Origin of the sequence: Alistipes sp. AF14-19, from assembly GCF_003461645.1 — a bacterium.
Taxonomy (GTDB): Bacteria; Bacteroidota; Bacteroidia; order Bacteroidales; family Rikenellaceae; genus Alistipes; species Alistipes shahii.
The window spans coordinates 1-25,524 of record NZ_QTXM01000015.1 but is presented as its reverse complement, the minus strand read 5'-3'; the positions used below and the strand labels follow the sequence as shown (position 1 = coordinate 25,524).

19 protein-coding genes and 1 tRNA gene are annotated in these 25,524 nt (G+C 61.6%); 10 read left to right on the top strand and 10 right to left on the bottom strand.

Going from position 1 to position 25,524, the window contains the following annotated elements; all coding sequences use genetic code 11:
- Positions 1-42 precede the first annotated feature (42 nt).
- Positions 43-801 (bottom strand): triose-phosphate isomerase, encoded by a 759-nt coding sequence (tpiA, locus tag DWW03_RS12130; RefSeq protein ID WP_022061845.1) that lies wholly within the window; start codon positions 799-801, stop codon positions 43-45.
- Positions 802-1,043: 242 nt separating this feature from the next.
- Positions 1,044-2,768 carry a lysine--tRNA ligase gene (gene lysS / locus DWW03_RS12125; RefSeq protein WP_022061722.1) on the bottom strand — a complete coding sequence of 575 codons (1,725 nt, stop codon included), beginning with the start codon at positions 2,766-2,768 and terminating at the stop codon, positions 1,044-1,046.
- A 186-nt stretch (positions 2,769-2,954) separates the two neighbouring features.
- On the opposite strand from lysS, the gene DWW03_RS12120 reads away from it, so the two are divergent.
- Complete coding sequence (locus DWW03_RS12120) at positions 2,955-5,021, top strand: DNA/RNA non-specific endonuclease (protein WP_022061723.1); 2,067 nt, start codon at positions 2,955-2,957, stop codon at positions 5,019-5,021.
- Positions 5,022-5,035: 14 nt separating this feature from the next.
- Here DWW03_RS12120 and DWW03_RS12115 read toward each other — a convergent pair whose 3' ends face one another.
- From DWW03_RS12115 to DWW03_RS12095, 5 genes are all read right to left on the bottom strand, one after another.
- Positions 5,036-5,704, bottom strand: a complete 669-nt coding sequence (locus DWW03_RS12115) for a phosphatase PAP2 family protein (RefSeq protein ID WP_022061724.1) — start codon at positions 5,702-5,704, stop codon at positions 5,036-5,038.
- A 153-nt stretch (positions 5,705-5,857) separates the two neighbouring features.
- Positions 5,858-7,363 (bottom strand): MBOAT family O-acyltransferase, encoded by a 1,506-nt coding sequence (locus DWW03_RS12110; RefSeq protein ID WP_015547078.1) that lies wholly within the window; start codon positions 7,361-7,363, stop codon positions 5,858-5,860.
- Positions 7,360-8,952, bottom strand: coding sequence for a hypothetical protein (locus DWW03_RS12105; protein WP_022061725.1), 1,593 nt, complete (start codon positions 8,950-8,952; stop codon positions 7,360-7,362). The genes DWW03_RS12110 and DWW03_RS12105 overlap by 4 nt, the downstream gene beginning before the upstream one ends.
- 7 nt (positions 8,953-8,959) lie before the next feature.
- The gene (locus tag DWW03_RS12100) at positions 8,960-9,709 is read right to left on the bottom strand and encodes a zinc metallopeptidase (RefSeq protein WP_118406800.1); all 750 of its coding nucleotides are present in this window, start codon (positions 9,707-9,709) and stop codon (positions 8,960-8,962) included.
- Between the two features lie 8 nt (positions 9,710-9,717).
- A complete protein-coding gene (locus tag DWW03_RS12095) occupies positions 9,718-10,479 on the bottom strand; it encodes an SDR family NAD(P)-dependent oxidoreductase (RefSeq protein ID WP_015547081.1) in 762 nt (253 codons plus the stop codon).
- 167 nt (positions 10,480-10,646) lie between these two features.
- Between DWW03_RS12095 and DWW03_RS12090 the strand changes: the two genes are divergently transcribed.
- The 7 genes from DWW03_RS12090 to DWW03_RS12060 all read left to right on the top strand — a co-directional run bounded on the left by DWW03_RS12090 (position 10,647) and on the right by DWW03_RS12060 (position 14,873).
- Complete coding sequence (locus DWW03_RS12090; protein ID WP_118406811.1) at positions 10,647-11,891, top strand: ABC transporter permease; 1,245 nt, start codon at positions 10,647-10,649, stop codon at positions 11,889-11,891.
- Complete coding sequence (ubiE, locus tag DWW03_RS12085) at positions 11,888-12,604, top strand: bifunctional demethylmenaquinone methyltransferase/2-methoxy-6-polyprenyl-1,4-benzoquinol methylase UbiE (RefSeq protein WP_015547082.1); 717 nt, start codon at positions 11,888-11,890, stop codon at positions 12,602-12,604. Before DWW03_RS12090 ends, ubiE begins: the two co-directional genes overlap by 4 nt.
- Complete coding sequence (locus DWW03_RS12080; RefSeq protein ID WP_015547083.1) at positions 12,601-13,116, top strand: hypothetical protein; 516 nt, start codon at positions 12,601-12,603, stop codon at positions 13,114-13,116. Before ubiE ends, DWW03_RS12080 begins: the two co-directional genes overlap by 4 nt.
- Positions 13,116-13,595, top strand: coding sequence for a hypothetical protein (locus DWW03_RS12075; RefSeq protein ID WP_015547084.1), 480 nt, complete (start codon positions 13,116-13,118; stop codon positions 13,593-13,595). The genes DWW03_RS12080 and DWW03_RS12075 overlap by 1 nt, the downstream gene beginning before the upstream one ends.
- Before the next feature lie 101 nt (positions 13,596-13,696).
- Complete coding sequence (locus tag DWW03_RS12070) at positions 13,697-13,936, top strand: hypothetical protein (RefSeq protein ID WP_015547085.1); 240 nt, start codon at positions 13,697-13,699, stop codon at positions 13,934-13,936.
- Positions 13,937-14,083: 147 nt separating this feature from the next.
- On the top strand, positions 14,084-14,698 hold the full coding sequence (locus DWW03_RS12065) for a flavodoxin family protein (RefSeq protein WP_022061112.1): 615 nt from the start codon (positions 14,084-14,086) through the stop codon (positions 14,696-14,698).
- An 87-nt stretch (positions 14,699-14,785) separates the two neighbouring features.
- Positions 14,786-14,873: transfer RNA gene (locus DWW03_RS12060), tRNA-Ser, on the top strand.
- Between the two features lie 60 nt (positions 14,874-14,933).
- On the opposite strand, the gene DWW03_RS12055 is transcribed toward DWW03_RS12060, so the two are convergent.
- The 3 genes from DWW03_RS12055 to DWW03_RS12045 form a co-directional block, all read right to left on the bottom strand.
- A complete protein-coding gene (locus DWW03_RS12055) occupies positions 14,934-15,308 on the bottom strand; it encodes a hypothetical protein (protein ID WP_015547087.1) in 375 nt (124 codons plus the stop codon).
- A 624-nt stretch (positions 15,309-15,932) separates the two neighbouring features.
- Positions 15,933-18,245, bottom strand: a complete 2,313-nt coding sequence (locus tag DWW03_RS12050) for a BamA/TamA family outer membrane protein (protein ID WP_022061113.1) — start codon at positions 18,243-18,245, stop codon at positions 15,933-15,935.
- Positions 18,242-22,927, bottom strand: a complete 4,686-nt coding sequence (locus DWW03_RS12045) for a translocation/assembly module TamB domain-containing protein (RefSeq protein ID WP_022061114.1) — start codon at positions 22,925-22,927, stop codon at positions 18,242-18,244. Before DWW03_RS12045 ends, DWW03_RS12050 begins: the two co-directional genes overlap by 4 nt.
- A gap of 674 nt (positions 22,928-23,601) precedes the next feature.
- Between DWW03_RS12045 and DWW03_RS12035 the strand changes: the two genes are divergently transcribed.
- Complete coding sequence (locus DWW03_RS12035; protein WP_007845701.1) at positions 23,602-24,216, top strand: TetR/AcrR family transcriptional regulator; 615 nt, start codon at positions 23,602-23,604, stop codon at positions 24,214-24,216.
- Between the two features lie 95 nt (positions 24,217-24,311).
- Entirely contained in the window at positions 24,312-25,418 is a 1,107-nt protein-coding gene (locus DWW03_RS12030; RefSeq protein WP_117867094.1) for a tyrosine-type recombinase/integrase, read from the top strand.
- Positions 25,419-25,524 lie beyond the last annotated feature (106 nt).

The following is a 25,524-nucleotide window of genomic DNA, read 5'->3' as shown; positions in this document are numbered from 1 at the left end:
CCTGCAAGGGGCCTCTGTCCGTAATTGTACGCTGTCGCGGTATTACTTCGAGAACCCCTTGCCGATGGCGAGGAAGTCCTCTGCCTTGAGGGCTGCGCCGCCGATCAGGCCGCCGTCCACGTCCTCCTTGGCGAAGATTTCGGCGGCGTTCGAGGGCTTGCACGAACCGCCGTAGAGGATCGCCGTCTCCTGTGCCGCTGCGCCGAACTTGGCGGCGAGCACCTGGCGGATGTAGGCGTGGATCTCCTGTGCCTGCTCGGCCGAAGCGGTCTTGCCCGTACCGATGGCCCAAACCGGCTCGTAAGCGATCACGAGGTTCTTGTACTGCTCCTCGGTGAGGTTGTAAACCACCTCTTCGATCTGGGCCTTCACCACGTCGAAGTGTTTGCCGGCCTCGCGCTCGTCGAGGTTCTCGCCGACGCAGTAGATGGGGATCAGCCCGTTTGCATAGGCCTGCGCCATCTTCTTGTTGAGCGTCGCGGAGGTCTCGCCGTAGTACTGGCGGCGCTCCGAGTGGCCGAGGATCACGTATTTGCATCCCAGCGCCGCGATCATCGAGGCAGCGATCTCACCCGTGTAGGCGCCTTTGGCTTCGGTGGCGCAGTCCTGCGCGCCGAGTGCGACGTCCGAACCCTTCAGGGCCTCGGCAACCATCGCCAGATGGGTGAACGGCGGGCAGACGATGAAGTTCACGCACGAGCAAACCTCTCCGCGGCCTGCCACGACGCCTTTGGCCAGTTCGACACCTTCGGCGGGAAGCGTGTTCATCTTCCAGTTGCCGGCAACAATTTTCTTTCTCATAGTTGTAATTCTTTTTTATGTTAATAAGTCTATCCTTTGTTTAGCAAGAATCCCGGTTTCGCATGCGCGGCGTTCCGCCGCGTTTGCAATTCTACCCTCCCCTAAATCCCCTCCTCGGAGGGGACTTTATCGCGATGTTTCCGGGTTTTGGGCCGAAGTCGCGGCCTGCCGATCCGCTTCGGGCGAATCGAAAAATTTCTGACCGGGGCGTTCCGTAATTTTTAATTCTTAATTTTTCATTTTTAATTTGCGTCGCACCAGCCTTTCACCTCGTCGATCGAGGGGGCTTTCAGTCCGAGCTTGTTCTTCTTGTTGAATCCGCACAGGTCGTTGAAGAACTTGCCGGGGGCGAGTTTGCGGAGCGACTCGACGGTGAGGTACCCCATCTTCTGAATCACCGGAACCCACTCTTCGGGAACGCCGATGGCGGTGTAGGCCTCTGCGGGATCGTTCACGACCTTCTTCTCGGGGCGCATCTGCGGGAAGAACAGCACGTCCTGGATCGAGGACTGGTCGGTCATAAACATCGTCAGCCGGTCGATGCCGATGCCCATTCCCGAGCAGGTCGGCATGCCGTATTCCAGTGCGCGCACGAAGTCCATGTCGATGAACATGGCCTCGTCGTCGCCCTTCTCCGAGAGACGCAGCTGCTCCTGGAAACGCTCCAGCTGGTCGATCGGGTCGTTCAGCTCCGAATAGGCGTTGCACAGCTCCTTGCCGTTGACGAACAGTTCGAAACGCTCCGTCAGGTCGGGGTTCGAGCGGTGACGCTTGCACAGCGGCGACATCTCGCGCGGGTAGTCCGTGATGAAGGTGGGCTGGATCAGCTCCTCCTCGCAGTACTGCCCGAAGATGGCGTCGATCAGCTTGCCCTTGCCGAAGGTCTCGTCGACCTCGACGTTCAACTGCTTGCACGCTTCGCGCAGCTCCTCCTCCGAGCGGCCCGTGATGTCGTAGCCGGTCTTTTCGCGGATGGCGTCGGTCATCGTCAGACGGCGGAACGGGGCCTTGAATGAGATCGGCTTGCCGTCGATCGTCAGCTCCGTCGTGCCGTTCACGGCCATGGCCACCCGTTCGAGCATCTGCTCGGTGAACTCCATCATCCAGAGGTAGTCCTTGTAGGCCACGTAAATCTCCATGCACGTGAACTCGGGGTTGTGCGTGCGGTCCATGCCCTCGTTGCGGAAGTTCTTGCCGAACTCGTAGACGCCGTCGAATCCGCCGACGATCAGTTTCTTGAGGTAAAGTTCCGTGGCGATGCGCAGGTAGAGGTCGATGTCGAGCGAGTTGTGGTGGGTGATGAACGGACGCGCCGATGCGCCGCCGGGGATGGGCTGGAGGATCGGGGTCTCGACCTCGATGTAGCCCCGTTCGTTGAAGAACTCGCGCATCGTGGCCATGATCCTGGCGCGGCGGACGAAGGTCTCCTTCACCTGCGGGTTGACGATCAGGTCCAAATACCGCTGGCGGTAGCGCACCTCCGGGTCGGTGAAGGCATCGAACGTCTTGCCGTCCTTCTCCTTGACGACGGGCAGCGGGCGGATCGACTTCGACAGCACGGTGAACTTACGGCAGTGCACCGACAGTTCGCCGGTGTTGGTATGGAAGGCGAATCCCTCCACGCCGATGAAGTCGCCGATGTCGAGCAGTTTCTTGAAAACCGTGTTGTAGAGTGTCGGATCGCCTTCGGGGCAGATGTCGTCGCGGCGGATGTAGACCTGAATGCGGCCCGTGTGGTCCTGTAGCTCGAAGAACGAGGCGCTGCCCATGATGCGGCGCGACATGATGCGGCCGGCGATGCGGACGTCCTGGAAATTCTTCTTCGCGTCGTCGTAGTTATCGGCGATTTCGCGCGCCGTGGCCGTCACTTCGTAACGGGCGGCGGGGTAGGGTTCGATGCCCAGATTGCGCAACGCCGTGAGCGACTGCCTGCGAAGCTGTTCCTGTTCGCTGAGTTCGATTGCCATATCGTGTGTTTTTGATGTATCGTTTTATATCCGTGCAAAATTAGTGAAAAAAGGGCAAAGTAGCAACTCTTTCCGCAATCGGCTGCAACCGCGGCGCGGCGGCCCGGGAAAACCGGGCGCGGGCGGTTGTTGTTTATTTGGTTTTTATCGCTATATTTGTTTGTGTGTCTGACTAAAACCTGAATTATGAAACAACTCTCCATTCTCTTTCGCGGCACGCTGGGTTTCCCCTTCCCGGTTTCAGGGGCGTTCGCCCTGTGCCTGCTGCTGCTCGCCTCGTGCGGCGGCGACGACTCTTCGGACGAGAGCTATGCCGCCATTGAATCCGCATCGTTCACCTTCGACGAAACGACTCCGGCGAACAATGCGGTCCGTGTGATCGCCAACACCGGGTGGCAGGTTTTCTGGACGCCCGAGTCGGCTGCCGTCCGGGTGGAGCCGGCCTCGGGTTCCGGTAACGGAGTGTTCTACGTGTGGGACATGCCCAAGGGCGCTTCCGTTCAGGTGGGCGTGCGCGCCGCCTCGGGCAAGACCTCGGGCAAGCCGGTCACCGTGACCCGTGCCGCCGATGCCGTCGGGGTGACGCTCTCGGTCGCTCCCGCCGAACTGCTCTACGATCCGGCCTCGCCCGCATCGAACGTCGTCACCGTGACGACGAACGCTTCGTGGAAGGCGGCATGTCCCAATTCCGCGCTGAAGTTCTCGCCCGCCTCGGGTACGGGCAGCGCCACGATCACCATTGCCGACGCGCCCGCGGGGCAGCGCACCACGCTGACCGTTACGGCCGGAGAAGGCTCCGGCGCCAAGACTGCAACCTGCGTGATCGTGCGCAATCCGGAGACCCCCGCCGAGACGGTTTTCAGCCTCGATTTCGGCAACGGAGCGGGCGGCGTCTGGGCGGGCGCGAATCAGGAGTGGAAAACCCAGACCGGCACGGGAGCCTCGACGGTGACCTATGCCGTGAACAATGTCCGTATCAACAATGACAATTACGGTTCGGCGGGCAAATACTCCGGGGCTTCGGGAAAAGCCTACGCCAAGATGTTCTACAACGCGTCGACGGACTATTTCGTGATCCAGGACATCTCGCTGCCTGCGGGGCAGACGAATTTCACCCTCGCTTTCGGTGCGATCTTCCCGGCGGATGACGTTTCGCTGACGGTGAGCGCCGACGGTGCGGTCTGGAAACCGCTCGTCTATACGGGCGCGTCGGCCTACAACACGTGGACCGGGACGACGGTGGGCTTCACGCTCGCGCAGCCTGTTCCGAAACTGTGGATTCGCCTTGCGCCGACGGGTACGGAGCGCGCCTACGGACTGAATTTCGACGACATCCGGCTCACGACGGGCGGCGGCGGTCAGCAGGTCGACCTCGGGACGGGTGCGGGCCTTCGCTGGGCCGAGCTTCCCTCCAATTTCGAAACGCCCTCCTCCGACCAGTTCGTGCATACGACCTGGACCACGACCGTTTCGGGCGGCAAGCGGGTGCGCAACTACACCTATTGTTACGATAAGCGCCGCCACAATCCGGTTTGGGTGGCCTATCCGCATCATCGCTGCTACCTCGAAGGTTCGGGGCGCTCCGACGAGCCGTGGGCGGCGGACCCGGCGCTTCCGGAAACGCAGCAGGCGAAGATCTACCCTTCGTCGGCAGGCGACGTTTACCAGTATTGGGTCGCCGATCTGGTGACCGGCCGTTACGGCAGCGGCTATTGGTCGCGCGGGCACCTCTGCATGTCGCGCGAGCGGCCCGGTAAGGGGTTGGAAATCAACATGCAGACCTTCTGGCCGACCAACATTGCGCCGCAGGCCGCCGAGCCGAGTCCCTTCGGGAAGATCTGGGGGAATATCGAGGAGGCGATTTCAGGCGGCGCGATTCCCGCCGACACGCTTTACATCGTGGCCGGATGTTATTACGAAAACGACGGCTGGGTTCAGAAAGACGCCTCGAACAACGGTGCGTTGAGTTCGCTTTCGAAGGATTGCGTCATGCCGACGCACCAGTTCAAGATGGCCGTGCGCAAGAAGACGGTCCAGGTGGGCAAACCCATTCAGGAGTGTACGGCCGACGAACTGGAGACCATCGCCTTCTGGGTCGAAACTCTGACGACGAGCGCCGCCACGGAGAAGTCGCAGTTGGGGCAGTTTATCGTTCCCATATCGGAGATCGAGTCGAAGATGCGGATGAAATTCTTTCCGGGGATTCCCGACGCGGCCAAGAGCCGGGCCGGCACGCTGTCGGCGTGGTATTGACGGAAAAGGAGCTGCTATTGCAGCTCCTTTTTTGGGCGGGACAGTCTCCGGTAGGTCCAGAAGGCCGCCAGTCCCAGCGCGATGCCGACCGCCGTACCCCACACGAGGTCCATCGGGTAGTGTTTGCCCAGATAGATGCGTGAGTAGCAGATCAGGAGGGTGGAGAGAACCATCAGTCCCGTGAACCACCGCCGGCGGATGACCGAGGCCGACAGCACGGCCAGCGTGACAATGACCGCCGCATGGGCCGAGACGGTCCCGAAGCGGCCGCTCACGGCCTCGACGGGGACGTGTACGACCCAGTCGTGCGTAACGCCCGCGGCGGCGAGCGAGTCGGGCGTCAGCCAGCGCAGCTTGCGCAGCGAGTCGGGAGCGATCTCCAGCCCTTCGAGCGCGGGGGTGAACATCGGCCGCCAGCGCGGTTCGAAGTCGGGCAGCAGCCCGCCCAGCACGCCGTTGTGCTTGAAGATTCCCGAAATCATGTCCGAGAGGACCAGCGCGGCGATCATCAGCGCCGTGAAGAGGATGACGTTGCGCCATCCGTCGCGGCGCCACACGAGCCAGAGGATCAGCGCGTAGAGCGGCAGCCACATCGTCGTGCCCGAGACGGTCAGCATCAGACGGTCCATGAAGGGGCCTCCGTCGAAGTTCAGAGCTAAAAAGAGGTTATGGTCGCAATTCATAAGCTAAAAGTTGAGTGAATGTTTGGCCGACAATTCGGTCGCGTGCGACAAGCCCCCGGCAAGGCGAGGGTTTGGGGGTGGGTCCAATTTGTAAACGCCGCTGCAAGCGGCGAAAACGACATTCCGGGATGCATGAGCGGGTCCATATACGTATCAGAACTGGAAATAGATAAACGGCTGTATGTCGCTGGATTTGATCTGCATGACGCACCAGATCATCGCCGCGGCCATCAGGACCTGCAGAACCAGCGGCGCATGGACCACGATCCGCTGCGCGACGGCGTCGACGGCCGACGGCAGCAGGTGCAGGATGTAACCCGCGGCGATCAGCGCGAAGACGGCGGCGTAGCCCGTCACGACCTGCGGGATCATCGCGGCGTTGAAGTTTTCGAAAATCTGGTGCAGCATCAGCGAGACGGTCTGCATCGACTCGGCGCGGAACATCAGCCACCCCAGGCAGACGATGTTGAACGTCAGGAGCATGCCCGCCGCGCGGCTCCACCAGTGCATCTGCGCCCCGGTGGCCTTGGCGCCCGGAACGAGGGCCATCCAGAGCTTGTGCAGCGCCAGGGCCGCGCCGTGCAGTCCGCCCCAGAGGATGAAACGCACCGCCGCGCCGTGCCACAGTCCGCCCAGCAGCATCGTCAGGAGCAGGTTGCCGTAGGTCCGGATGCGGCCCTTGCGGTTGCCGCCCAGCGAAATGTAGAGGTAGTCGCGCAGCCACGTCGAGAGCGAGATGTGCCACCGCCGCCAGAACTCGGTGATCGTCGCCGACTTGTAGGGTGCGTCGAAGTTCTTCGGGAAGCGGAAGCCCAGCAGCAGGGCGATGCCGATGGCCATGTCCGAATAGCCCGAGAAGTCGCAGTAGATTTGCAGCGCATAGCCGTAGATGCCCATTAGGCACTCGAATCCCGAGTAGAGCAGCGGTTCGTCGAAGATGCGGTCGACGAAGTTGAGCGAGATGTAGTCCGAAATGATCGCCTTTTTGAACAGGCCCGTGAGGATCAGGAAGACGCCCGTGCCGAACATCTCGCGCGTGACCACGACCGGGTTCTGCCGGATCTGCGGGATGAAATCCCGGGCGCGGACGATCGGGCCGGCCACCAGCTGCGGAAAGAACGACAGGTAAAAGAGATAGTCGAGCCAGTTAGACAAAGGCTTCAGCTGGCCGCGGTAAATGTCTATGGTGTAGCTCATCGACTGGAAAACGAAGAACGAGATGCCGACCGGGAGGAAGATGTTCTGGAATTGCAGGAAGCCTTGTCCGAACAGCTGGTTGGAGATGTCGATGAGGAAGTTCGTGTACTTGAAATACCCCAGCATGCCGAGGTTCACCGCGACGCTCAATACCACCAGCCAGCGTTTCGTCCACCGGAAGCGCGCCCGGTAGATGCCCCGGGCGATCAAGAAGTCGCTCGCCGCGGCGAAGACGAGCAGCAGGAAATAGATGCCGCTCGACTTGTAGTAGAAATAGAGCGAGAAGGCGATGACGTAGACGATGCGGGCCATCGGCGCGCGGCGGAAGACGCTGTAAACGAGCAGGAATCCCGCGAAGAGGAACAGGAACAGCCCGCTGCTGAAAATCAGCGGCGAGGAGGCGTCGTAGGCAAACAGCGCCTGGAGCCTGTCGGTGATGCCGTCCGTTGCGGGAAAGGTCATTGCGCGCGCGGGTTAAGGGGTGCGGAGGATGGGGCCGGGAGGATGCTGCGGTCGACGGCGGCCCTGCGCGCCGAGTCGAGGACGGCCTGCGCCGCCGTGCGGCGCAGGCTGGCGATCCGCTGCTCGGTGTAGACTTCCGAGACTCCGGCGTTGATGGCGTCGAACAGCGCCCATGCCACGCGGCGCCCTCCGGCGTAGTTGATGTGGGTGTAGTCCTTGCCCGCCCAGCCGTTCTTGACGAACTGTTCCATGCCGCCCAGGGCGCGCATGGCGTCGCACGTGGGCCAGAAGGCCGCGCCCGTGTTCCGCGCCGCACGGCGCTGGCAGTCGAGCATGTGTGGGATGGCGTCCATCGGTTCGAATCCGGCGTCGGTCTTCACCGAACGGTCGCTGACGCCCAGCACGAGCACCGCCGCCCCCGGGAAGCACTGGCGGACATAGGCGATCATCTTCTCGATCTGTCCGGCGTAGTTGGTGTAGTTCTTCACGCCCGGCTGCATGATGTTCAGCCCGTACTGGAGCACCACCAGATCGTAGCCCAGCATGGCGTTGATCTGGGCGTTGACCGACGGGTTGGTCCAGAACATCGCCTGCCCGTTGTTGCTGCGCACGGAGTAGTTGTCGACCACGACGCCCCGGCCTTCGAAAACCGCTCCGTAGCCGACGAAGTCCTCCGCGCCGGAGAGCACCTTGAAGGCGAGCGAGCGGACACGGGGGGCCGAGACGGCGATCTGCCGCACGGCGTCATCGCCCGCGATGTCGAATTCGCGGCGCTGGGCGTCGTTGAGCGTCACCTCGACGCGGCTGTCGCGGGGCGAGAGGAAGAAGACGCGCGCCGTGGTGCACGAATCGAGGCGTTTGCGGTAGTCGGTGCTCTCCCAGCGGGTCGAAGCCCCGGCCGCAGGCTGGCTCACCCAGCCCGAGACGTAGAAATTCTCGCGCAGGCGCGCGGGCGCGGCTTTGCGCTGCATGATGTTGTAGGTCGTCCAGCCCTTCGACTGGGTTTTGACCGTGCGCCGGAACGCCGTCAGCGGCGAGGCCATCGGGGCGAATCCCGCGCCGCCGCCCGAGTAGGCCGACTGGAGCCGTTCGCGCAGGTCGGCCGTGAGGATGTCGCCCTCGACGAACGAGTCGCCCAGGAAGGCGATGCGCACCGGGCGCGGAGCGTTGAGCAGCGTGTCGCAGAAGGCCTGGATGCGTCCGCTGTCGCTGAAATCCTCGATCGGGGTCAGCGTCGCGACGAAGCGCGCCGAGTCGGGCACGGCGCGTTCGCGGCGGGCCGTGTCCTGCGCGAGGAGCCATTCGTAGGTGATCTGCACCTCGCGCGGGGTGGTGTCGGCCTCGATGCGTTCGGCGACGGCGGCCATGTCGATATGGAACTCCTCTTCGTCGAAGAGCGCCGGCTCGGCGGCGGGTTCGGCCGCTTCGGCGTCGTCGAACGAAAGGAGGTCCGAGAGGATGTTGGCGCGGCGGAGTTTCACGCCCCCGACGCTTTGCGGAGGGATGAAACTTACGGCCACGAGCACTGCGATGAGCGCTGCGGCCGCCAGCCAGCTGTGGTGGGTGTAATCTTTTCCGGGGGTGTTCATCGGTGGGTCAGTCGCGCCGTCCGAGGATCAGGAAGACGTAGTAAAGCACCGACGCGATGGCGCTCAACGCCGCTACGAGGTAAGTGCGGGCCGCCCACGAGAGGGCCTCTTTGGCCTGCGCGAGCTGTGCTCCCTGCATCGTGCGGCTGGTCTGGAGCCACTCCACGGCGCGGGCCGAGGCGTTGTACTCGACGGGCAGCGTGACGAGCGAGAAGAGGGCCGACATGGCGATCATGCCCACGCCGATCCAGCACAGCAGTTCGTTCTGCGTCGAGGCGAGGATGACGAGACCCAGGATGATGACCCACGTGGCGGCCGTCGAGGCGAACTGCACGACGGGAACCAGCTGCGAACGCAGCGTCAGCGGGGCGTAACCGCGGGCGTGCTGCACGGCGTGGCCGCACTCGTGGGCCGCCACGGCCGCGGCGGCGACGCTCGACGACGAGTAGACCGAGTCGCTCAGGTTGACGGTCATCGTCTGCGGGTTGAAATGGTCGGTGAGGTGTCCGCCCACGTGCGTCACCTTCACGTTGTGGATGTTGTTGTCGCGCAGCATCTTCTCGGCGACCTCGGCGCCGGTCAGCCCGCCGGGGAACTGCACCTTCGAATACTTCTTGAACACCGATTGCAGGCGCGCCTGCACGATGAACCCGATGACGCCGATGGCGATGATCAGGACGAACATGCCCATCGTCGCGGCGTCGTAGCGCGCGGCGTGCGGCTCTGCATAGTAACCTGCCTGGAGCAGGGCAATCATAGGAAATGTCATAGCGTTGTCTGTTTTGTTTTCCGGTGCGTGTAATACGCTCCCGCCTGCTGCGAGGGCATCAGCACCATATCATTAACGTTCATATGGGCGGGTAATTGTGCCGCCCATGCGATTGCTTCCGCAATGTCGGCGCCGGTGAGCGGTTCGACGCCGTCGTAAACCGCGTCAGCGCGCTTCTTGTCGCCGTGGAAACGCACTTCGGAAAATTCGGTCTCGACCATTCCCGGGCGGATCTCCGTCACCTTGATCCCGGCCGAAAGTAGGTCGGCGCGCATCGACTGCGAAATGGCGTGCACGGCGTGTTTCGAGGCGCAGTAGACCGCGCCGTTCTCGTAGGCCTCGGTCCCGGCGATCGAGCCGATGTTGAAGATGTGCCCGCGGCCCGCGGCGACCATCTTGGGCGCGATGACGCGCGTGACGTAGAGAAGCCCCTTGACGTTGGTGTCGATCATGGCGTCCCAGTCGCGCGTGTCGCCCAGGTCGATGTGCTCCAGTCCGGCGGCGAGACCCGCGTTGTTGACCAGCAGGTCGATGTTTTCGAGCGGAGAGAGGTTGCGGCGCACCTCCTCCTCGGAGCGCACGTCGAAGGCGAGCGTCGTGCAGCGGCCGCCCGCCGCTTCGATCTCCGCGCGCAGCGTCGCGAGCCGGTCGGCCCGGCGGCCCGTGGCGATGACGGCGTATCCCTCCTTTGCCAGCCGGAGCGCCGTGGCGCGTCCGATGCCCGAAGTGGCTCCCGTAATCAATGCCTGTTTTTGCATACGAAAAACGTTTGTTTTCCGCAAAGATACAAAAAAGTAGGATGGCTGCAAAACAGAATTGCGGGCGCGTTTGTAAAACCTTCCGGCTGATAAAAAGTGTCGTTACGATACCGGAAATACGAAATTTATATGTTACTTTGTACAAATTTTCGACAAGACAGCGCACCGTGAATCTCTCCTTTTTCATCGCACGCCGCATGGCGCAGCCCGCGCCCGGGAACAAGCCCGGGGTGATGGAGCGTATCGCCGTGGTGTCGGTGGCGCTGGGGATGGCGGTGATGATCCTCGCGATGGCCGTCATCATGGGCTTCAAACGCGAGGTGGCGCGCAAGATGACGGGGTTTGCGGCTCACGTCGCGGTGACCGACATAAGGGGCGTGAACGCGCTCGATGCGCAGCCCGTGCGCCGCAGCGCGCATGTCGAGGAGCTGATCCGCCGGACCGACGGGTTCGTGGCGATGGCTCCCTATGCCGTCAAGGGGGGCATCGTCCGCACGGCCGACGCCGTGGGCGAGGTGATGCTCAAGGGTGTCGAGGCGGATTACGACTGGTCGTATTTCCGCGAATGGCTCGTCGCGGGGGAGCTGCCCCGTGTGGGCGGCGAGGTCCGCACGAAGGACATCCTGCTGTCGCGCACGCTGGCCGACAAACTGCTGCTGGGCGTGGGCGACAAGGTCGAGATGCTGTTCGTCGAGCCGGGCGAAATGCCGCGCCGCGACCGTTTCAAGGTGGCGGGCGTCTACGAGTCGGGGATGGAGGAGATGGACGGCGTGGTGGTCGTGACGGACATCCGCAACGTGCAGCGGCTCTCGGAGTGGGGACCGGACGAGATTTCGGGCTACGAGATCCTGACGCGCTCGCTGGCCGGCGCCGACACGTTCGCCCGGACGCTGGGCCGGACGCTGTTGTACGATGATGCCGAAGATTCCGAAAACCTCGCCGTGACGAGCGTCCGGGAGCGGTACGCCAATATTTTCGATTGGCTGAAGGCCCACGATGTGAATGCCGCGGTGGTGATCGTCATCATGCTCGTGGTGGCCTTCTTCAACATGACCTCGGCGCTGCTGATCCTCGTGCTGGAGCGGACGCGGATGATCGGTCTGCTGAAAGCCTTCGGGATGCGCAACGGCTGTCTGCGGCGCATCTTCCTCTGGCGGGCGGCGCTGGTGACCCTGCGGGGGCTGGCGTGGGGCAATGCCGCCGGACTGGGGTTGTGCCTCGTGCAGAAATGGACGCATCTGGTGAAGCTCAGCTCCGAGGGATACCTGCTCTCGGAGGTGCCCGTGTCGCTGGGTTGGGGCTGGTGGCTGGCGCTCAACGCGGGGTTCGTCGCCGCGATCGTCGCCCTGCTGGTGATCCCGACGGCCGTGGTCTCCACCGTGAAGCCCGAAGAAACGATTAGATACGAATGAAACCATACAATACAGATCAGACCAAAAAGGAGGAGGTGCGCGAGATGTTCGACAACATCGCGCCAAAGTACGACCTGCTGAACCATACGCTTTCGATGAGCATCGACCGCGTGTGGCGCCGCCGCGTGGTCGGCGAGGTGCGCCGCGCAAAGCCCGGCCGCATCCTGGACGTGGCGACCGGAACGGGCGACCTGGCGATCGCCATGGCCCGCCGCATCCGCGACGTGCAGGTGCTCGGGGTGGACCTTTCGGAGCAGATGCTCGCCGTGGCACGCCGCAAGATCGAGGCCCGGGGGTTGGACGGGCGCATCGTCCTCGACCGGGGCGATGCCGAGCGTCTCGCCGTGGCCGACGCGTCGGTCGATGTGGCGACCGTGGCGTTCGGGGTGCGCAACTTCGGAGACCTCGGGGCCGGGCTGCGCGAACTGGCCCGCACAATAAAACCCGGGGGCAAAGTCGTTATCCTGGAGTTTTCGCGTCCCCGCAACCGGGTGTTCCGGGCGTTGTACGAATTTTATTCCTACAAAATCCTGCCCCGCATCGGCGGGCTGGTGTCGCGCGACAAGCGGGCCTACGAGTATCTTCCGGCCTCGGTCGGGGAGTTTCCCGCGCCGGAGGAGTTCATGGCGATGATGGCCCGGGCGGGATTTCGCAACTGCCGGGCGCGGAGCCAGAGTTTCGGTATCGCACAAATATATATAGGAGAAAGATGAAGATGATACAACGTTATTCGGTGTACGTATTGCTGCTGGCGGTCGCGGTGTCGCTCTCTTCGTGCCGCCGCGCCGTGGAGAAGGCCCGGCGCAACATCCGCTTCGAGGGCATTGAAAGGGTCGAGCGTCAGGGACTGACGGGCGCCGAGGTGGTCGTGCGGGTGATGAACGATACGGGTTACAAGCTGGTGCTCGATGCCGCGGAAATGGGCGTTTACTATGCCGGCGGCCGTGTGGGGACGGTCGTCCTGCGCGAGGCGGTCGAAGTGCCCCGCCGTACGACGGACAGCTTCCGGACCTTGTGGCAACTGAAAATCTCTGACCCGCTGGCGCTCTACGTGCTGGCCCGGAAGGTGAAGTCGGGCGATCTGTCGCAGGTCGAGGTGTCGTATGCCGTGGAAGGGCGCGGAGGCCCGGCTCCCGTGAAAATTTCGCGCGAACGGATGCCGTTGTCGGATTTTTTGAATACCTTTGGCCTTACGATAGAGGACGTTAAAAAACAGTTGAAATAATGCGCAGATTGCTTTTCCTCATGCCGATTCTCCTGTGCGCGGCCGTTTCCGCGCACGCACAGTCGCTCGACGCCTTCAAGCAGCGTCTGGCGGAACCCACGCCCGGGGCGACGCTTTTCAACCGGGCGCAGGTCACCGTCACCGAGCATGACGACGCCGCACGCGCCGTGGCCGACGCCGCGCGCGCCGGGCAGCGGCTCTATTTCGAGGGTTTTCACCGGGTCTGCGTCTTTTCGGACAACGGGCCTGCGGCGCGCGACGGGGCTTTTGCCGCCAAGGCGCTGTTCGAGGAGACTTATCCCGACGTGAAGGTTTACGTGGATTACGAGATTCCCTATTTCATCGTTTCGGCGGGCAACTGCCTGACCAAGGAGGAGGCCATCATGCTCAAGGGGCGTGTGTCGGCGACCTTCCCGAAGGCTTTTCTCAAGCAGCTGAAGAGGGAGAAATCCCCGATTTCCAACCTTTTGGACCAATAAAAGTCCGGTTTCGAAAAATAATTCTTTTTTCTTTGCTTTTCCCGGGCGAATATTTAACTTTGCGGCGTTACGGAACAATTAACAATTAAATGTTTAACGCCATGAAAAAGATTGTCTCTTTTGTCATCGTCCTGGCTGCCGTCGCAATGGTAGGCTGCTGTGGAAATTCGAACAAGAAGGCTGCCGAGGGCGCTGCCGCCGCTGCCGCTACCGAAGCTTCGGCTTGCGCAAACTGCGCCGAGAAGTGCGATTCGACGGCTGCATGCTGCGCCGAGAAGGCCGATTCGACCAAGGCCTGCTGCGAGAAATCGTGCTGCGAGAAGGCCGAGGCAAACAAGTAGTCGCCGGTTAGGTTTGAGAGTGAGGGAGATTCTTCGGAATCCCCCTTTTTTGTTGCCGCACGGAATTGCCGTGCGGTTTTAGATTCGGCGCGGAATGTGTACGGGGAGTGGAAAAAATGGTTGTTTTTGCATGAAATACCCGCAATTATGAAAGTACTGCTTATCAACGGAAGTCCCCGCCGCGAGGGGAACACCTTCATCGCGCTTTCCGAAGCGGCCCGCGCGCTCGAAGCCGAGGGCGTCGGGGCGGAGATCGTCTCGATCGGAACCAAGGCCGTGCAGGGATGCATCGCCTGCGGAAAGTGCGCCGAACTGGGACGCTGCGTCTTCAACGACGCGCTTTACAACGAGGTCCGCGAGAAACTCGCCGGGGCCGACGCCCTGGTGGTCGGTTCGCCGGTCTACTATGCCGGGCCGAACGGGTCGCTGTGCGCCCTGCTGGACCGGCTGTTCTACTCCTGTTCCGACCGCCTGGCCTACAAGCCTGCCGCGGCGGTGGCCGTATGCCGCCGGGGCGGGGCGAGCGCGACGTTCGACCGGCTGAACAAGTATTTCACGATTTCAAACATGCCCGTCGTGTCGTCGCAATACTGGAACAGCGTCCACGGGAGGCTGCCGGGCGAGGCGGCGCAGGACGCCGAAGGGTTGCAGACGATGCGCGTGCTGGCCCGCAACATGGCGCGGATGCTCCGGGCCGGACTGCTGGCTTCGGAAGGCCGTCCCGAACCGGAAGAGCGGGTCGTGACGAGTTTTATCCGCTGAAAGGCCCGTCCGCAGGGCGGATGAACGGAAAAAGAGCGCCGCTATTTGCAGAATCGGGAAATATTGTGTACTTTTGGGGCACCTTTCGGAAAGATGCAGGAGTGGTTGAACTGGCCCGCCTGGAAAGCGAGTAAACCCCTAAAGGGTTTCAGGGGTTCGAATCCCCTTCTTTCCGCAGCATGCGAAAACCGGGTTGCAAGCGATCTTGCAGCCCGGTTTCTTTTGCGGTTCAGGGTCAGTCGACGCGGGTTTTCCGGCCGGGGTGCTCCGTCTCTTTCTCGCGCACGACGGCGAGCACTTCCTCGACGATTGCGGTCAGCGTCCACGAGGCGTTCGGCCTGCGGGCATGCAGGCGGTCGCACGCGAGCCGGATGGCGTCGAGCAGTTTCAGCGCGATCAGGATGTACGGCGGCAGTTTGAGTTTCGAGATGTCGTACTTCTCCTTGTTGAGGTAGTTCAGGAACGTGTCGTAGGTCGTGCCTAACAGATACTTGCCGAAGGTCTCGAAGACCAGTTTGAGGTTACGGTTGGCATTTTCGCGCTCGAAGTGGAACGATTTGAGGGCTTGCGCAATCAGAATGCGCCATTTCAGATGTTCGGAAACGTACATATTAAGCGGATTTTGATGGTTGATGGGAAGCCAACAGAACCTACCCGGACTTACTGAAACAGCGATGACGGATGGGATGATGAACGTGTGTTTACAGAGGCATTCGGAGTTTCGGGAGGAGTCGTAGTCATATTGGCTGTTTTTGTTCTTTCAAAGGGGTAATCTGAACAAAAATGCAGATCGGAATTTGTGCGGGCAACTACAACCTTAACCCTTGGGTCGGTTTTTGTATCGAAAATTGCATTCGTATAAATTCGGTATTATATGGCAGCTGCAAGCTGTCTCTTCTCCGGGCGTTTGGTGCTTGCGGAATGGCCGGAGAATCCGGGCGCTCCGCCGCGTTCCGGACCGGATGGTCGGAATGGTATGCGCAGATGTCCGGACGGGACCGGTTCGTCCGGAACAGCCGCTGTCCGGGGACGAAGGGGCATGGCGCAGGTGCGGCAGCGATGCGGCATGCCGCCGGGAATGGCGAAAGGGATTTCTGCGAACGGGAAGTGACGGCCGCGATTTCTGCGGACCGGAAAGGATCGAAGGGACGGATGCGGACGCCGAAGGGCGGCGCGTCCGGAGGCCTTTGGCGCGGGTATGGCGGCGGGCGTCCTGCCTTGCCGGAGCGGACGTTTAGAACGGATACCCGATGGCCAGGTGGAATCCGAGACCGTCCTTGAAACTGGAAATGTTGTAGTAGCCCTTCTTGTCCGGGTTCGGATAGGGGGTGTGCAGGCCGATGCCGAGGTCGGCGCGGATGACCAGGTAACTGATGTCGTAGCGCAGTCCGAAGCCTGTTCCCAGCGCGATGTCGTTCAGGAAGCCTTTCCATTTGAGTTCGGCTCCGGGACGTTTGGGGTCTTTCTTCAGCAGCCAGATGTTTCCGGCGTCGAGGAAGACGGCTCCGTTGAGCCGCCCCATGATGCCGAAGCGGTATTCGATGTTGGCTTCCAGTTTGAAGTCGCCCGTCTGGTCGAGGTAGCCGTTGCGGTCGTCCGCGGGCGGGCGGTAGCTGCCCGGGCCGAGCGACCGGATGGTGAAGGCGCGGATGCTGTTGGCACCGCCGATGTAGAACTGTTCGCTGTAAGGCATCACCTCCGAATTGCCGTAGGCGTAGCCCGCGCCGACGAGGAGACGCGTCGCCAGCCAGTTGTTGCGGCGGCCGATGCGGTGGTAGAACTTCACTTCGCTGACCTCCTTGACGAACTGCGAAAAACGGTTGCCGAAGAGGGGCTGGGGCTGCCGTTCGCCGAAGGCCCGCAGGATGCCCGAAAGCAGGTTGCCGGCCGACGTGACGCTGTTCTGCCAGTAGAAGCGCCGGTTGCCCGTGGCGCCGTAGGTCCGCTCGAAGGTGTAGGTGTAGTTGATCGAGGGCACGAACTGGTTGCGGAAACTCATGGCGATGGCCGGATTTTCGTCCATCGTCCGGTCGAAGGAGTCGGTCGTGTGGAGCAGTTTGTTGTAGGTGAGCTTGAAGACCGTCAGCGAATGGCGGCTGTACGGGGAGGTCTGGAAGTTGTAGCCCGCCGAACCGCTGAAGGCGATCAGCCGGAAGAAGCTGGGACGGTTCATCAGGTCGACGCCCAGCTGGAACGACGTGCTCCCCGGGTATTTCTGCTGGCGCGTCATGCTCCGGGGCAGCAGCAGCCTCGGGATGTCGAGGTTGGCGTTCAGCCCCAGTTCGTAGGAGTTGAGCCGCGAGGAGCGTCCCCCGGAATTCTTGTTGCCCGTCTGCCATTCGTAGGAGCCGTTCAGCTTCACGGAGAGGACCTCGCCGCCGCGGAAGAGGTTGTTGTTGCTGACCCGGAAGGTGACGCCCGGGCCGATGAAGCTGTTCGATTTCGAGGTGACGTCGGTCTCCAGGGCCGCCTCTAGCGGGTAGTCGAACCGGGCGTCGATCTCCACGTCGAGCGTGTCGGAGCCGCGCAGCGAGTCGAGCGGCGTGACGCTCAGGTTGACGGAGCGGAAGATCCCCAGTTTGTTGAGGTCGGTCTGCGTCCGGTTCTGGGCGTCGACGGTGAAGAGCTGCCCGGGCCGGAGCGTCAGGGCGCGGGACAGGACCCGGGGGCGGATTTTCAGCGGCCGCCGGGCGATGACGGTCGCGTCCGGCAGGCGCAGCGTATCCGCAGGGCCGGGTTTGATGTTGGTCAGGCGGACCGTGACGTCGCCCACGCGGTAGGGCATGAGGGCCGCCTGCGGAACGTTCGGCCGGAGGTTCAGGCGCAGGGCGACCTGCCGTCGGCCGGCGGTCGTGTCGGCCAGGTACTCCATGTATTCGGGACGGAAATAGTAGTAGCCCCGGTTGCGGAGCAGCTGGGAGATGCGTTTGCGTTCGAGCGTGAGCGAGTCGAGGTTGTACTGCGCCCCGACGCGCAGCAGGGAGGTGGCTTGCAGACTGTCGATCAGCTGTTTCAGACCCTCGCCGACCTGCGGATAGGCGATGGACGAATAGCGCCATGCGGGTGCGATGCCGAGCGTGTACCGGACTTTCGCCTTGCGGCCGCGTTTGCGGTAGAGCAGGGAGTCGGCGGCGCGGGAGCCGAAGTACCCGTAATTTTCGAGGACCTGCTCGGCGACCTTCGTGCGCAGCTGCGGCTGTACCTTGGAGATCAGCACCGGCTGTTTGGCCAGCCGCTTGTAGAACCAGTATTTGAATCCTTTCTCCTTCGGCGTATAGAGGTGGTTGTAGGCCCACAGCCCGACGGGCAGCGGGGTGCGGAGGTAGGGGCTGTAAAGCGGATTGTTCGGTGCGACCGACAGCGGTTCCTTCACCGCCGACTCGGCCGCCGGAGTGAGCACGACGCCCGAATCCGGCTCGATGAGGATCTTTTTCACGCCCGTATACAGCACCTCGTCGCTCCCCAGCCGCCGGGTGGTGGAGCAGGAGGCCGCCAGCAGCACGGCGCAGAGGGGCAGAACGATGTTTCGGATGCGCTGCGGACTCATTTTTTCGGTTTTTTGGTTTTGGGACGCATCGGTTTGAACAGGTCGCCCAGCCGCGACAGTTTCTTGCGGATGACGAAACCCACGCCTGTTTCGGTGATCTCGCCTTCGAGGATGCTCTCGTAGCCCGTGTGGCGGAAGACTTTCAGGTACATGTTGTCGCGTTTGGTGAGCATGTATTCCAGCGAAATGTCGTCGATCAGGTTCTCCTTGAGGTTCTGCGACGGGTCGGCGTCGGTGCTGAACTTGCCGCCGATGACCGCCCGCACGCGGTTGTTGAAGAGGTTTTTCGAGAGCCGGTAGGAGTAGTCGGTGCGCTGGCCGTTGGGGTCGTCTTCGCCGTGGGAGTCGATGCCGAAGGAGAGGTCCACGCCCTTGAGGTTGTTCTGCGCCCATTGGTTCAGCTCCTTCTGGATGAACGTGTTGAGCGGATTCTCGGAGCTGACTTTCGCGGTCGTTCCCGGGCCGGTGTAGGTGTTGTAGATCAGCAGGTTCATCGCCTGGTTGGCGCGCTGCTCGGCCGTCAGCGAGTTCAGCTGGTTCTGCATGGCGAGGTCCTCGGGGGCCGCCAGGCCGAAACTGATCGCCAGGTCGTTGAGCGAGTTGCGGATGTTGATCGAGATGTCGAAATTCACCGGCCGGGAGTCCTGCCCGTCGGAGGAGACGTTGGCCCGCACGGTCTCGACGGCCGTGATGTTGAAGGCCGGGTCGGCGATGTCGCCGATCCATTCGACGTAGCTGTCCGGCGTGATTTTGAAGATTTTCTGCGAGATGACGGGCGGGTTGTAGCGCACGCTTCCGCCCGAAAGCACGTATTTGCCCGACAGGCGGACGTCGCCCAGCGGGTTCATCGTGTAGGTGAGGTTGCCGCCGCCCCGGAGGTCGATCCGGTTGCTGCCGTCGGCCGAGAGGTCCACGGCGGCCTGCACGTCGTTGTTGATGTCGACGTTTATAAGCACGTCCATGCCCCCGATGCGTACCTCCTGCGGCGTGTCGTCCGGGGTTTGGGTGTCCAGCTCGCTGAACGAGACGAACGTCACGACATTCTGCGGGCGTTCCTTCACGTCCATCGGCGAGTCCTGCATGACGTAGTTGATGTCCGTGCCGCCCAGCAGGGCGACGTTGCCGCGGACGACGAGTTCGTCCACGGGACCTTTGGCCGTGGCGCCGAGGTCGAGATAGGCCTTGCCGTAGACCGCCGTGCCGGCCTTGCGGGCCACGTCGACGAACTGGAAATCCGAGGCCCGCAGCGCGAGGTCGGCCGTCATGCGCCCGAAGTCGGCGAGGCTGACCTCGCCGCCGACGGTCAGCGCGCTTTTGTTCGGGGCGTAAACCGCGTATTCGTCGAACAGGATGCGGCTGCCGGCGATGCGGATCGTGTCCGCGGAGAGGCCGAACGACGTGCCGATCATCGGGACGCGGACGTCGGTCCCGGCGAACCGCACGCCTCCGTCGAGTTTCGGCCGCTCGGGAGTGCCGCCCGCGTGGACCCTGGCCTGAAGGCTGCCCGAAAGGCGGAGCAGGTCGGCGGGCAGGAAGACGTTGGCCCGCTGCAAGGGGAAACCCGGGACGGTCACCGTCAGGTCGAGCGGGCTTTCGCGCCCCTCGCGGCAGTCCCCCTGCACGGTCAGCACTTCGGCTCCGTCGAGCGTCAGGCGCGCGTCGGCGAGGTGTCCCCGGTCCTGTTTGTAGAACAGCCCGAGGTCGACGCTGCCGAAACGCTGTTTGTCGTAGGTCAGCTCCGCCACCGAGACCCCGCCCCGGAGGGAGAGGCTGTCCGCCGCGAGGTTCAGCGTCAGGTTCGCGCCCAGCACGCCGTCGACGGGCGGGGCCGAGGGGAACAGCCCCATCGCCGGACCGACGTTCAGTCCGGCGATGTCGAGGCGGATGTCGTCGTCGTCACCGCCGCCCGGGGTCGTGCGGATCGCGAACCGCTGGTCGCCGTGGGTCATGTCGAGGTCGGCCTCCACGCGCTTGTCGAAGCGGTATGCGAGGTAGTTGCCTCGATTGACCGTCCACGGCTCGAAACCGAACAGCGGGTCGGGAGGCGTCACGCTCGCGCGGACCAGGCTGTCGGTCCACGTCACGTCCAGCCCGAAGCGGAATCCTTCGCGGCCGGCGCGGTTGCGCTGGTAGAGGTTCGCCTGCCCGGTGTTCCGCACGAGGTGGCCGTACAGTCCGGCCCGGGCGATGTTGTCGAGGTTCCCGGGGGCGTTCGCCAGCCCGAGGGCGTATTCCAGCCGTTTCCCGTTCTGGCGGATGTCGGCCGTCACGGTGTCGAGGACCACGTTCCCGTAGGCCAGTCCCTCCGTGCGCAGGCGGATCGAAACGGGCAGCGAGTCGCAGTTCGCCCCTTCGGCGTTCAGCGCGTCGAAGGCGATCTTCCGGGATTTCAGCAGGCTGTTGAGGATGTTGTCGGGACCCGCCGAGACCCGCAGGGCGAAGTCGGGGAGCGCGGGTTTCAATTGCTCCATGTCGATGCTCTGCGCGTCGATCTGTCCGGCCAGCGCCCGGGCGCTCCGGGTCAGCGCCGCGATCAGCGAGTCAGCGGATTGGGGCGTGGAGAACGTCAGCGACAGGTCGCCGGAAGCCGCTTCGGCCCGGGTTGCGGCCGAGTCGGTGTGCAGCGAGACGCTCGTCGGGCGGATGCGGTCCGTCCGGTGTTTGTTCCGGATTTCGATGCTGTCCAGCGCGATGCGGGCGGCGTAGGCCCCCTTTCCGGCGGCGGATGCGGAGGCATCGAGGGCGAACGATCCGCCGATCGGCTCCGGGCTGACGCCCAGCGCGGCCAGGTCGAACCCGAAGACGCTGCCCGAGAGGCCGATGCGCTGTTCGCGTTCGGTCAGCGTTCCGGAGACGGACAGCAGCAGCCGGAGCGCCTCGTCGCGGTCGGAGATCCGTCCTGAAAGACGCTGGCTGTCGAGTTCTGCGTCGAGTTCGATGCCCCCGAAGTCGCGTCCGCCGAACTCCGCGCGGTCGATCTGCGCCCGGAGGCTCGTCCGGGTCCGGGGCAGCAGCGGGTCGAAGCCCGTGCCGCGGGCTTGCAGGGTCAGGTCGACGATCCCCAGCGAATCGGCCGGGAGGAAACTGTTGAGCGGGAAGCTGTCGGCCCGGATCGCGGCGTCGTAACTCTGTTCGCGGGGGTTGAACCGCCCCTTCACGGAAAGTTCGCCGCCGTCGGCCGAGAGTGTCGAAGCCGTCGAGAACGTCCCCCTGTCCGCCCCGGCGGAGCCGCGGAGCCGGATCAGGGCCGGAATCGCCACGCGCCGCCGCAGGGCCGTGTCGGGGAGCAGCGCCTTGAGGAACGCAAGGTCCCGGAAGTCGCCCTCGAAGCGGGCCGACGCCTCCATCCGGTTGGCGTCGAGCAGGTTTTTCGCCGCGGCGTCGGCCTTGAGGTCGAGGTGTCCGGGCGACGAGATTTCCAGCTGCGTCTTTCCGATGTCGCCCAGAGTTCCCGCCGCGGAGAACGACAGCCGGACGGTCCGGTCGTCCAGCACGGGCGGGACCGCCTCCGGGGAGAGGTATTTCAGGTCCTTCGTGTTCAGGTCGGCCGAAAGGACGGCGTCGAGCGGCGAAGCCGGCTCCAGTTTCAGGATTCCGGCCCCGGCGGTGAGCTCCGCCCGGATTCGGGAGAAGGCGGTTTGCAGGTCGAGGCCGGAGAGGACGATGCCCGAGGCGTCCATGCCGAAACGTCCGGTCAGGTCGCGGACCGAAAGCCCGCAGCGTTCGGTGAACGCCGTCCGGCGGATTTGCAGCGCGATGTCGGCGCCCCGGTTGTACACCGAATCAATCGTGAGGTCGAGCGGCGCGAGGGCGATGAACGCCGGGTCGAACCCCGCGGCGGGACGGTGGCCCAGCCGGCCGTATTCGACGCTGTTGCCGGTCAGCGCGACGCGGCCGACCCGGACGGTCCATGGTGCCGACGCTTCGGTCGTCCCGGCGGAAGTCCCGCTTTCCGCTTCGGTCGGTTCGGTGAGGTAGGAGTAGGCGCCCCGGTCGAGCAGGACGCTTTTCACGGAGACCTGCTGGCTGTCCAGCAGCACCCGGCAGGTGTCGACGCTCCCGTCGGCCAGGCGGACGGAGAGTTCGGAGACCGCAGGGGAGGTCCGCATCCCGAAGGCGAGGCTCGAGACCGCGATTCTGTCGAGTCCCACCGTCCACGGCAGGGCGGCGGCGCTCTCCTTTTTCTCGGCGGGAGCCGCTTCGGTCAGGTTCAGCCGGATGTCCGCGTCGGCGAGAACGAGCCGGGAGATGCCGGCCGTGTTGGCCGAAAGATCGGCGCGGACGGCTTCGAGGGACAACTCTCCCGCAGCCAGGCGCAGATCCATGCCCGCCAAGGTGTCCTTGTAGTGGGCGGCGACGCGTTCCAGCGCGAAGCTCCGGATGACGACCTCTTTGCGGATCAGCGGCCACAGGGCGGCGTCGAGCGAGAGCCTTCCGCAGCGAAGGAGCGTGTCCGTCCTGTCGGCCAGCAGGGTGTTGTCCACCGTCAGCCGCAGCGGAAAGGCGAGGCGGATGCGTTCGACGGAGACCTCCATGCCGAGCGTCCGGGAGGCATAGGCGACGGCCCGTCGCCGGGCCAGGTCCTGAACGGCCGGAACATAGAGCAGCGCCGGGACCAGCAGCAGGACGAGGAGAATGACGAGCAGCGTCCGGAGCGTATGTTTGAGAATTTTTTTCAGCATTTGTGGAAACAGCGTGTTTCGGAATCCGGCAAAAGACAGGCCGTCGGCCTGTCTTTTGCGCGTGCGTGTTTGCGGCAAAGCGGCAAAATCGCCGCAAATTACAAAAAAACGATGATCCGTCAATGGAACGCGCCAAAACAAACGGGCCTATTCGAGGCATATCCCGGCGTTCTGTCCGGTCTGTCCGGCCGGAAACGGAGGAGGCGCCGGGGACGGCGGGGACGGTGGGGACGATGGGGCGGGAAGCCGGAGCGGCTGTCGCACCGGGCGGGTCCGGAAAAAGAAAAACGTCCGGCCTTGTAGCCGGACGTTTCGGTGCAGTTCGCTGTCATTGAGCGTCTCCTGGCGGAGAGACAGGGTTTTGAACCTATAACTCTAACCGCCTATATTTCAGCTACTTTGCTTTCAAAATTTCAAATAGGTAACGAAACAGTAACGATTTTCAGATGTTGGGCTTGTCCAACTTTGACCGCTGTTTGTCTGCCTAACTTTCGGGTTCAAAGATACGGCTTTCTTTTGAAACTCGCAAATATCTGATAATAAATATTTTTGGGTTAGTGCAAGGTGCAAGCTATATATATAAATATATACTTGCACCTTGCACTAAAAAGCACTGGGGTACAAATGCTTAAAACAAAATCCGTATCTTCGTAACCGATTAAAAACAAACGTGTATGATAATAACTAACCGTGAAGAAGTAATAGATAAAGCGTTCGGCGTATTTGTCAGGATGAACTACGAGAAAGCAAGCATCATCACGCTTGCCAAAGCCTGCGGGGTGACAAAAACGGGTATCGTTTATTATTTTCCGCACAAGCTGGATTTATTCATGGCTGTGGCGGACAAATACGTGTTGCAAATGCACGAACCGGAAAACAAGTTTGCCGCTCCTGCCGATACGTTGGCGGAGTTCATCGGGCAATACGTGGCGGGGGTAGCCGCTTCCATGAAAAGGATTGTTGAACTGATTGGTGATAATAGCAGCCCGCATGATTGTAGTCCTAACTTCTACTACTTTCACTTTCTGTCACAAGTGCGTATGTACTATCCGGGCATCAGGCAGAAAATTGAGAAAATCTACCGACAAGACTATGACCTATGGGAGAAAGTCATACAGAAAGCAAAAGAAAGCGGGGAAATCAGGAGTGACACGGACGTGAAGAAAACGGCTATCATGTTCCGGCAAATGTTTTTAGGACTGTCATACGAACAAGCATTTCTGAACGGTCTGAACGTGGACGAACTGGCAGAAAATTTTCGCCATATCTATTCGCTGCTTAAAGCCTGATACTCTTTTGTTTTTTTAACCTCTATTATTTTTGAACAGATGTTCAAAAAGTGATATTTTTATCTTATCTTTGGAGCGAAGCAAAATTCAGCGACATGGATAAGGTTCAGAAACAGAGAGGAAGCATCGTTCTGTACAAGGAAGAAAGAAACGGTGCGGACTACATACGAATAGAGTATGTAAACAGTCAGGCTGTCGCCCTGCTGCTCGCCCAAGATACGGACGTAGAAAAGGCAGGCAACAGTTCTGCCTACATGCCTGCCACCGCTTTTAAACTGCCGGATTTCTACGACCGCTATTCGCCCCACGCCTATATTGATTACAGCCGGGTTTACGTGCGGCATCCCAAACCCAAAAGGGAATACACACTGCCGAAAGGCTACCTCGAACTGCTGGAACAGAAGCGGTACAGCCTTTCCACCATAAAAGCCTATAAAATCTATTTCAGCGACTTCATGGAATACCACAAGGGGCAAGACCTTGACCTGCTGACGGTCGAGGACATAAACAGCTATATGCTCCACATGGTAAAGGAAAAGCACATATCCGCCACCCAGCAGAATATGCGTATCAACGCTATCAAGTTCTATTACGAGAAAGTCCGGAAAGGCAAGCGGCAATATTATGGCGGGATAGCCCGTGCAAAAGAGTACAAGGCATTGCCCGAAGTATTAAGCCGGGAAGAAATGAAAAGCATCTTCGCACAGTTATCCAATCGGAAACACAGGTGCATGATTTCTCTCATTTACTCTGCCGGGCTACGTCGAAGCGAACTTCTGAACCTGACACCCCAAGACATCATCAGCGAACGGATGCTAATCAGGATTGCCGGGAAAGGCAAGAAGTGCAGGTATTCCCTACTGTCGGAAAAGCTGCTCAACGAACTAAGGGATTACTACCGGGAATACAGACCGCAAAAATGGCTTTTTGAGGGCGAACAGGCAGGCGAACAATACTCACCCAGCGCATTGGTTAAGATATTGAAAGAAGCGGCAAGGAAAGCCGGAATAAAGCATCGGGTACACCTGCACATGCTCCGGCACACGTTCGCCACCCACCTGCTGGAACAAGGGACAGACCTAAGAACCATACAGGAACTTATGGGACATACCGATATAAAAACAACAGCAATTTATCTGCACGTATCGAACGCCTATAAAGCAAAAATCCCCAATCCGCTGGATTGTTTGGATGATGATTAGGCAATGATTTAATAGTGAATAGGAACTACACCATAAGGTGCGTTTATCGAAAAATTAATGGTAATTAAGTATGATAGATTATTTATTTTTCAAATTTTATAGGCTA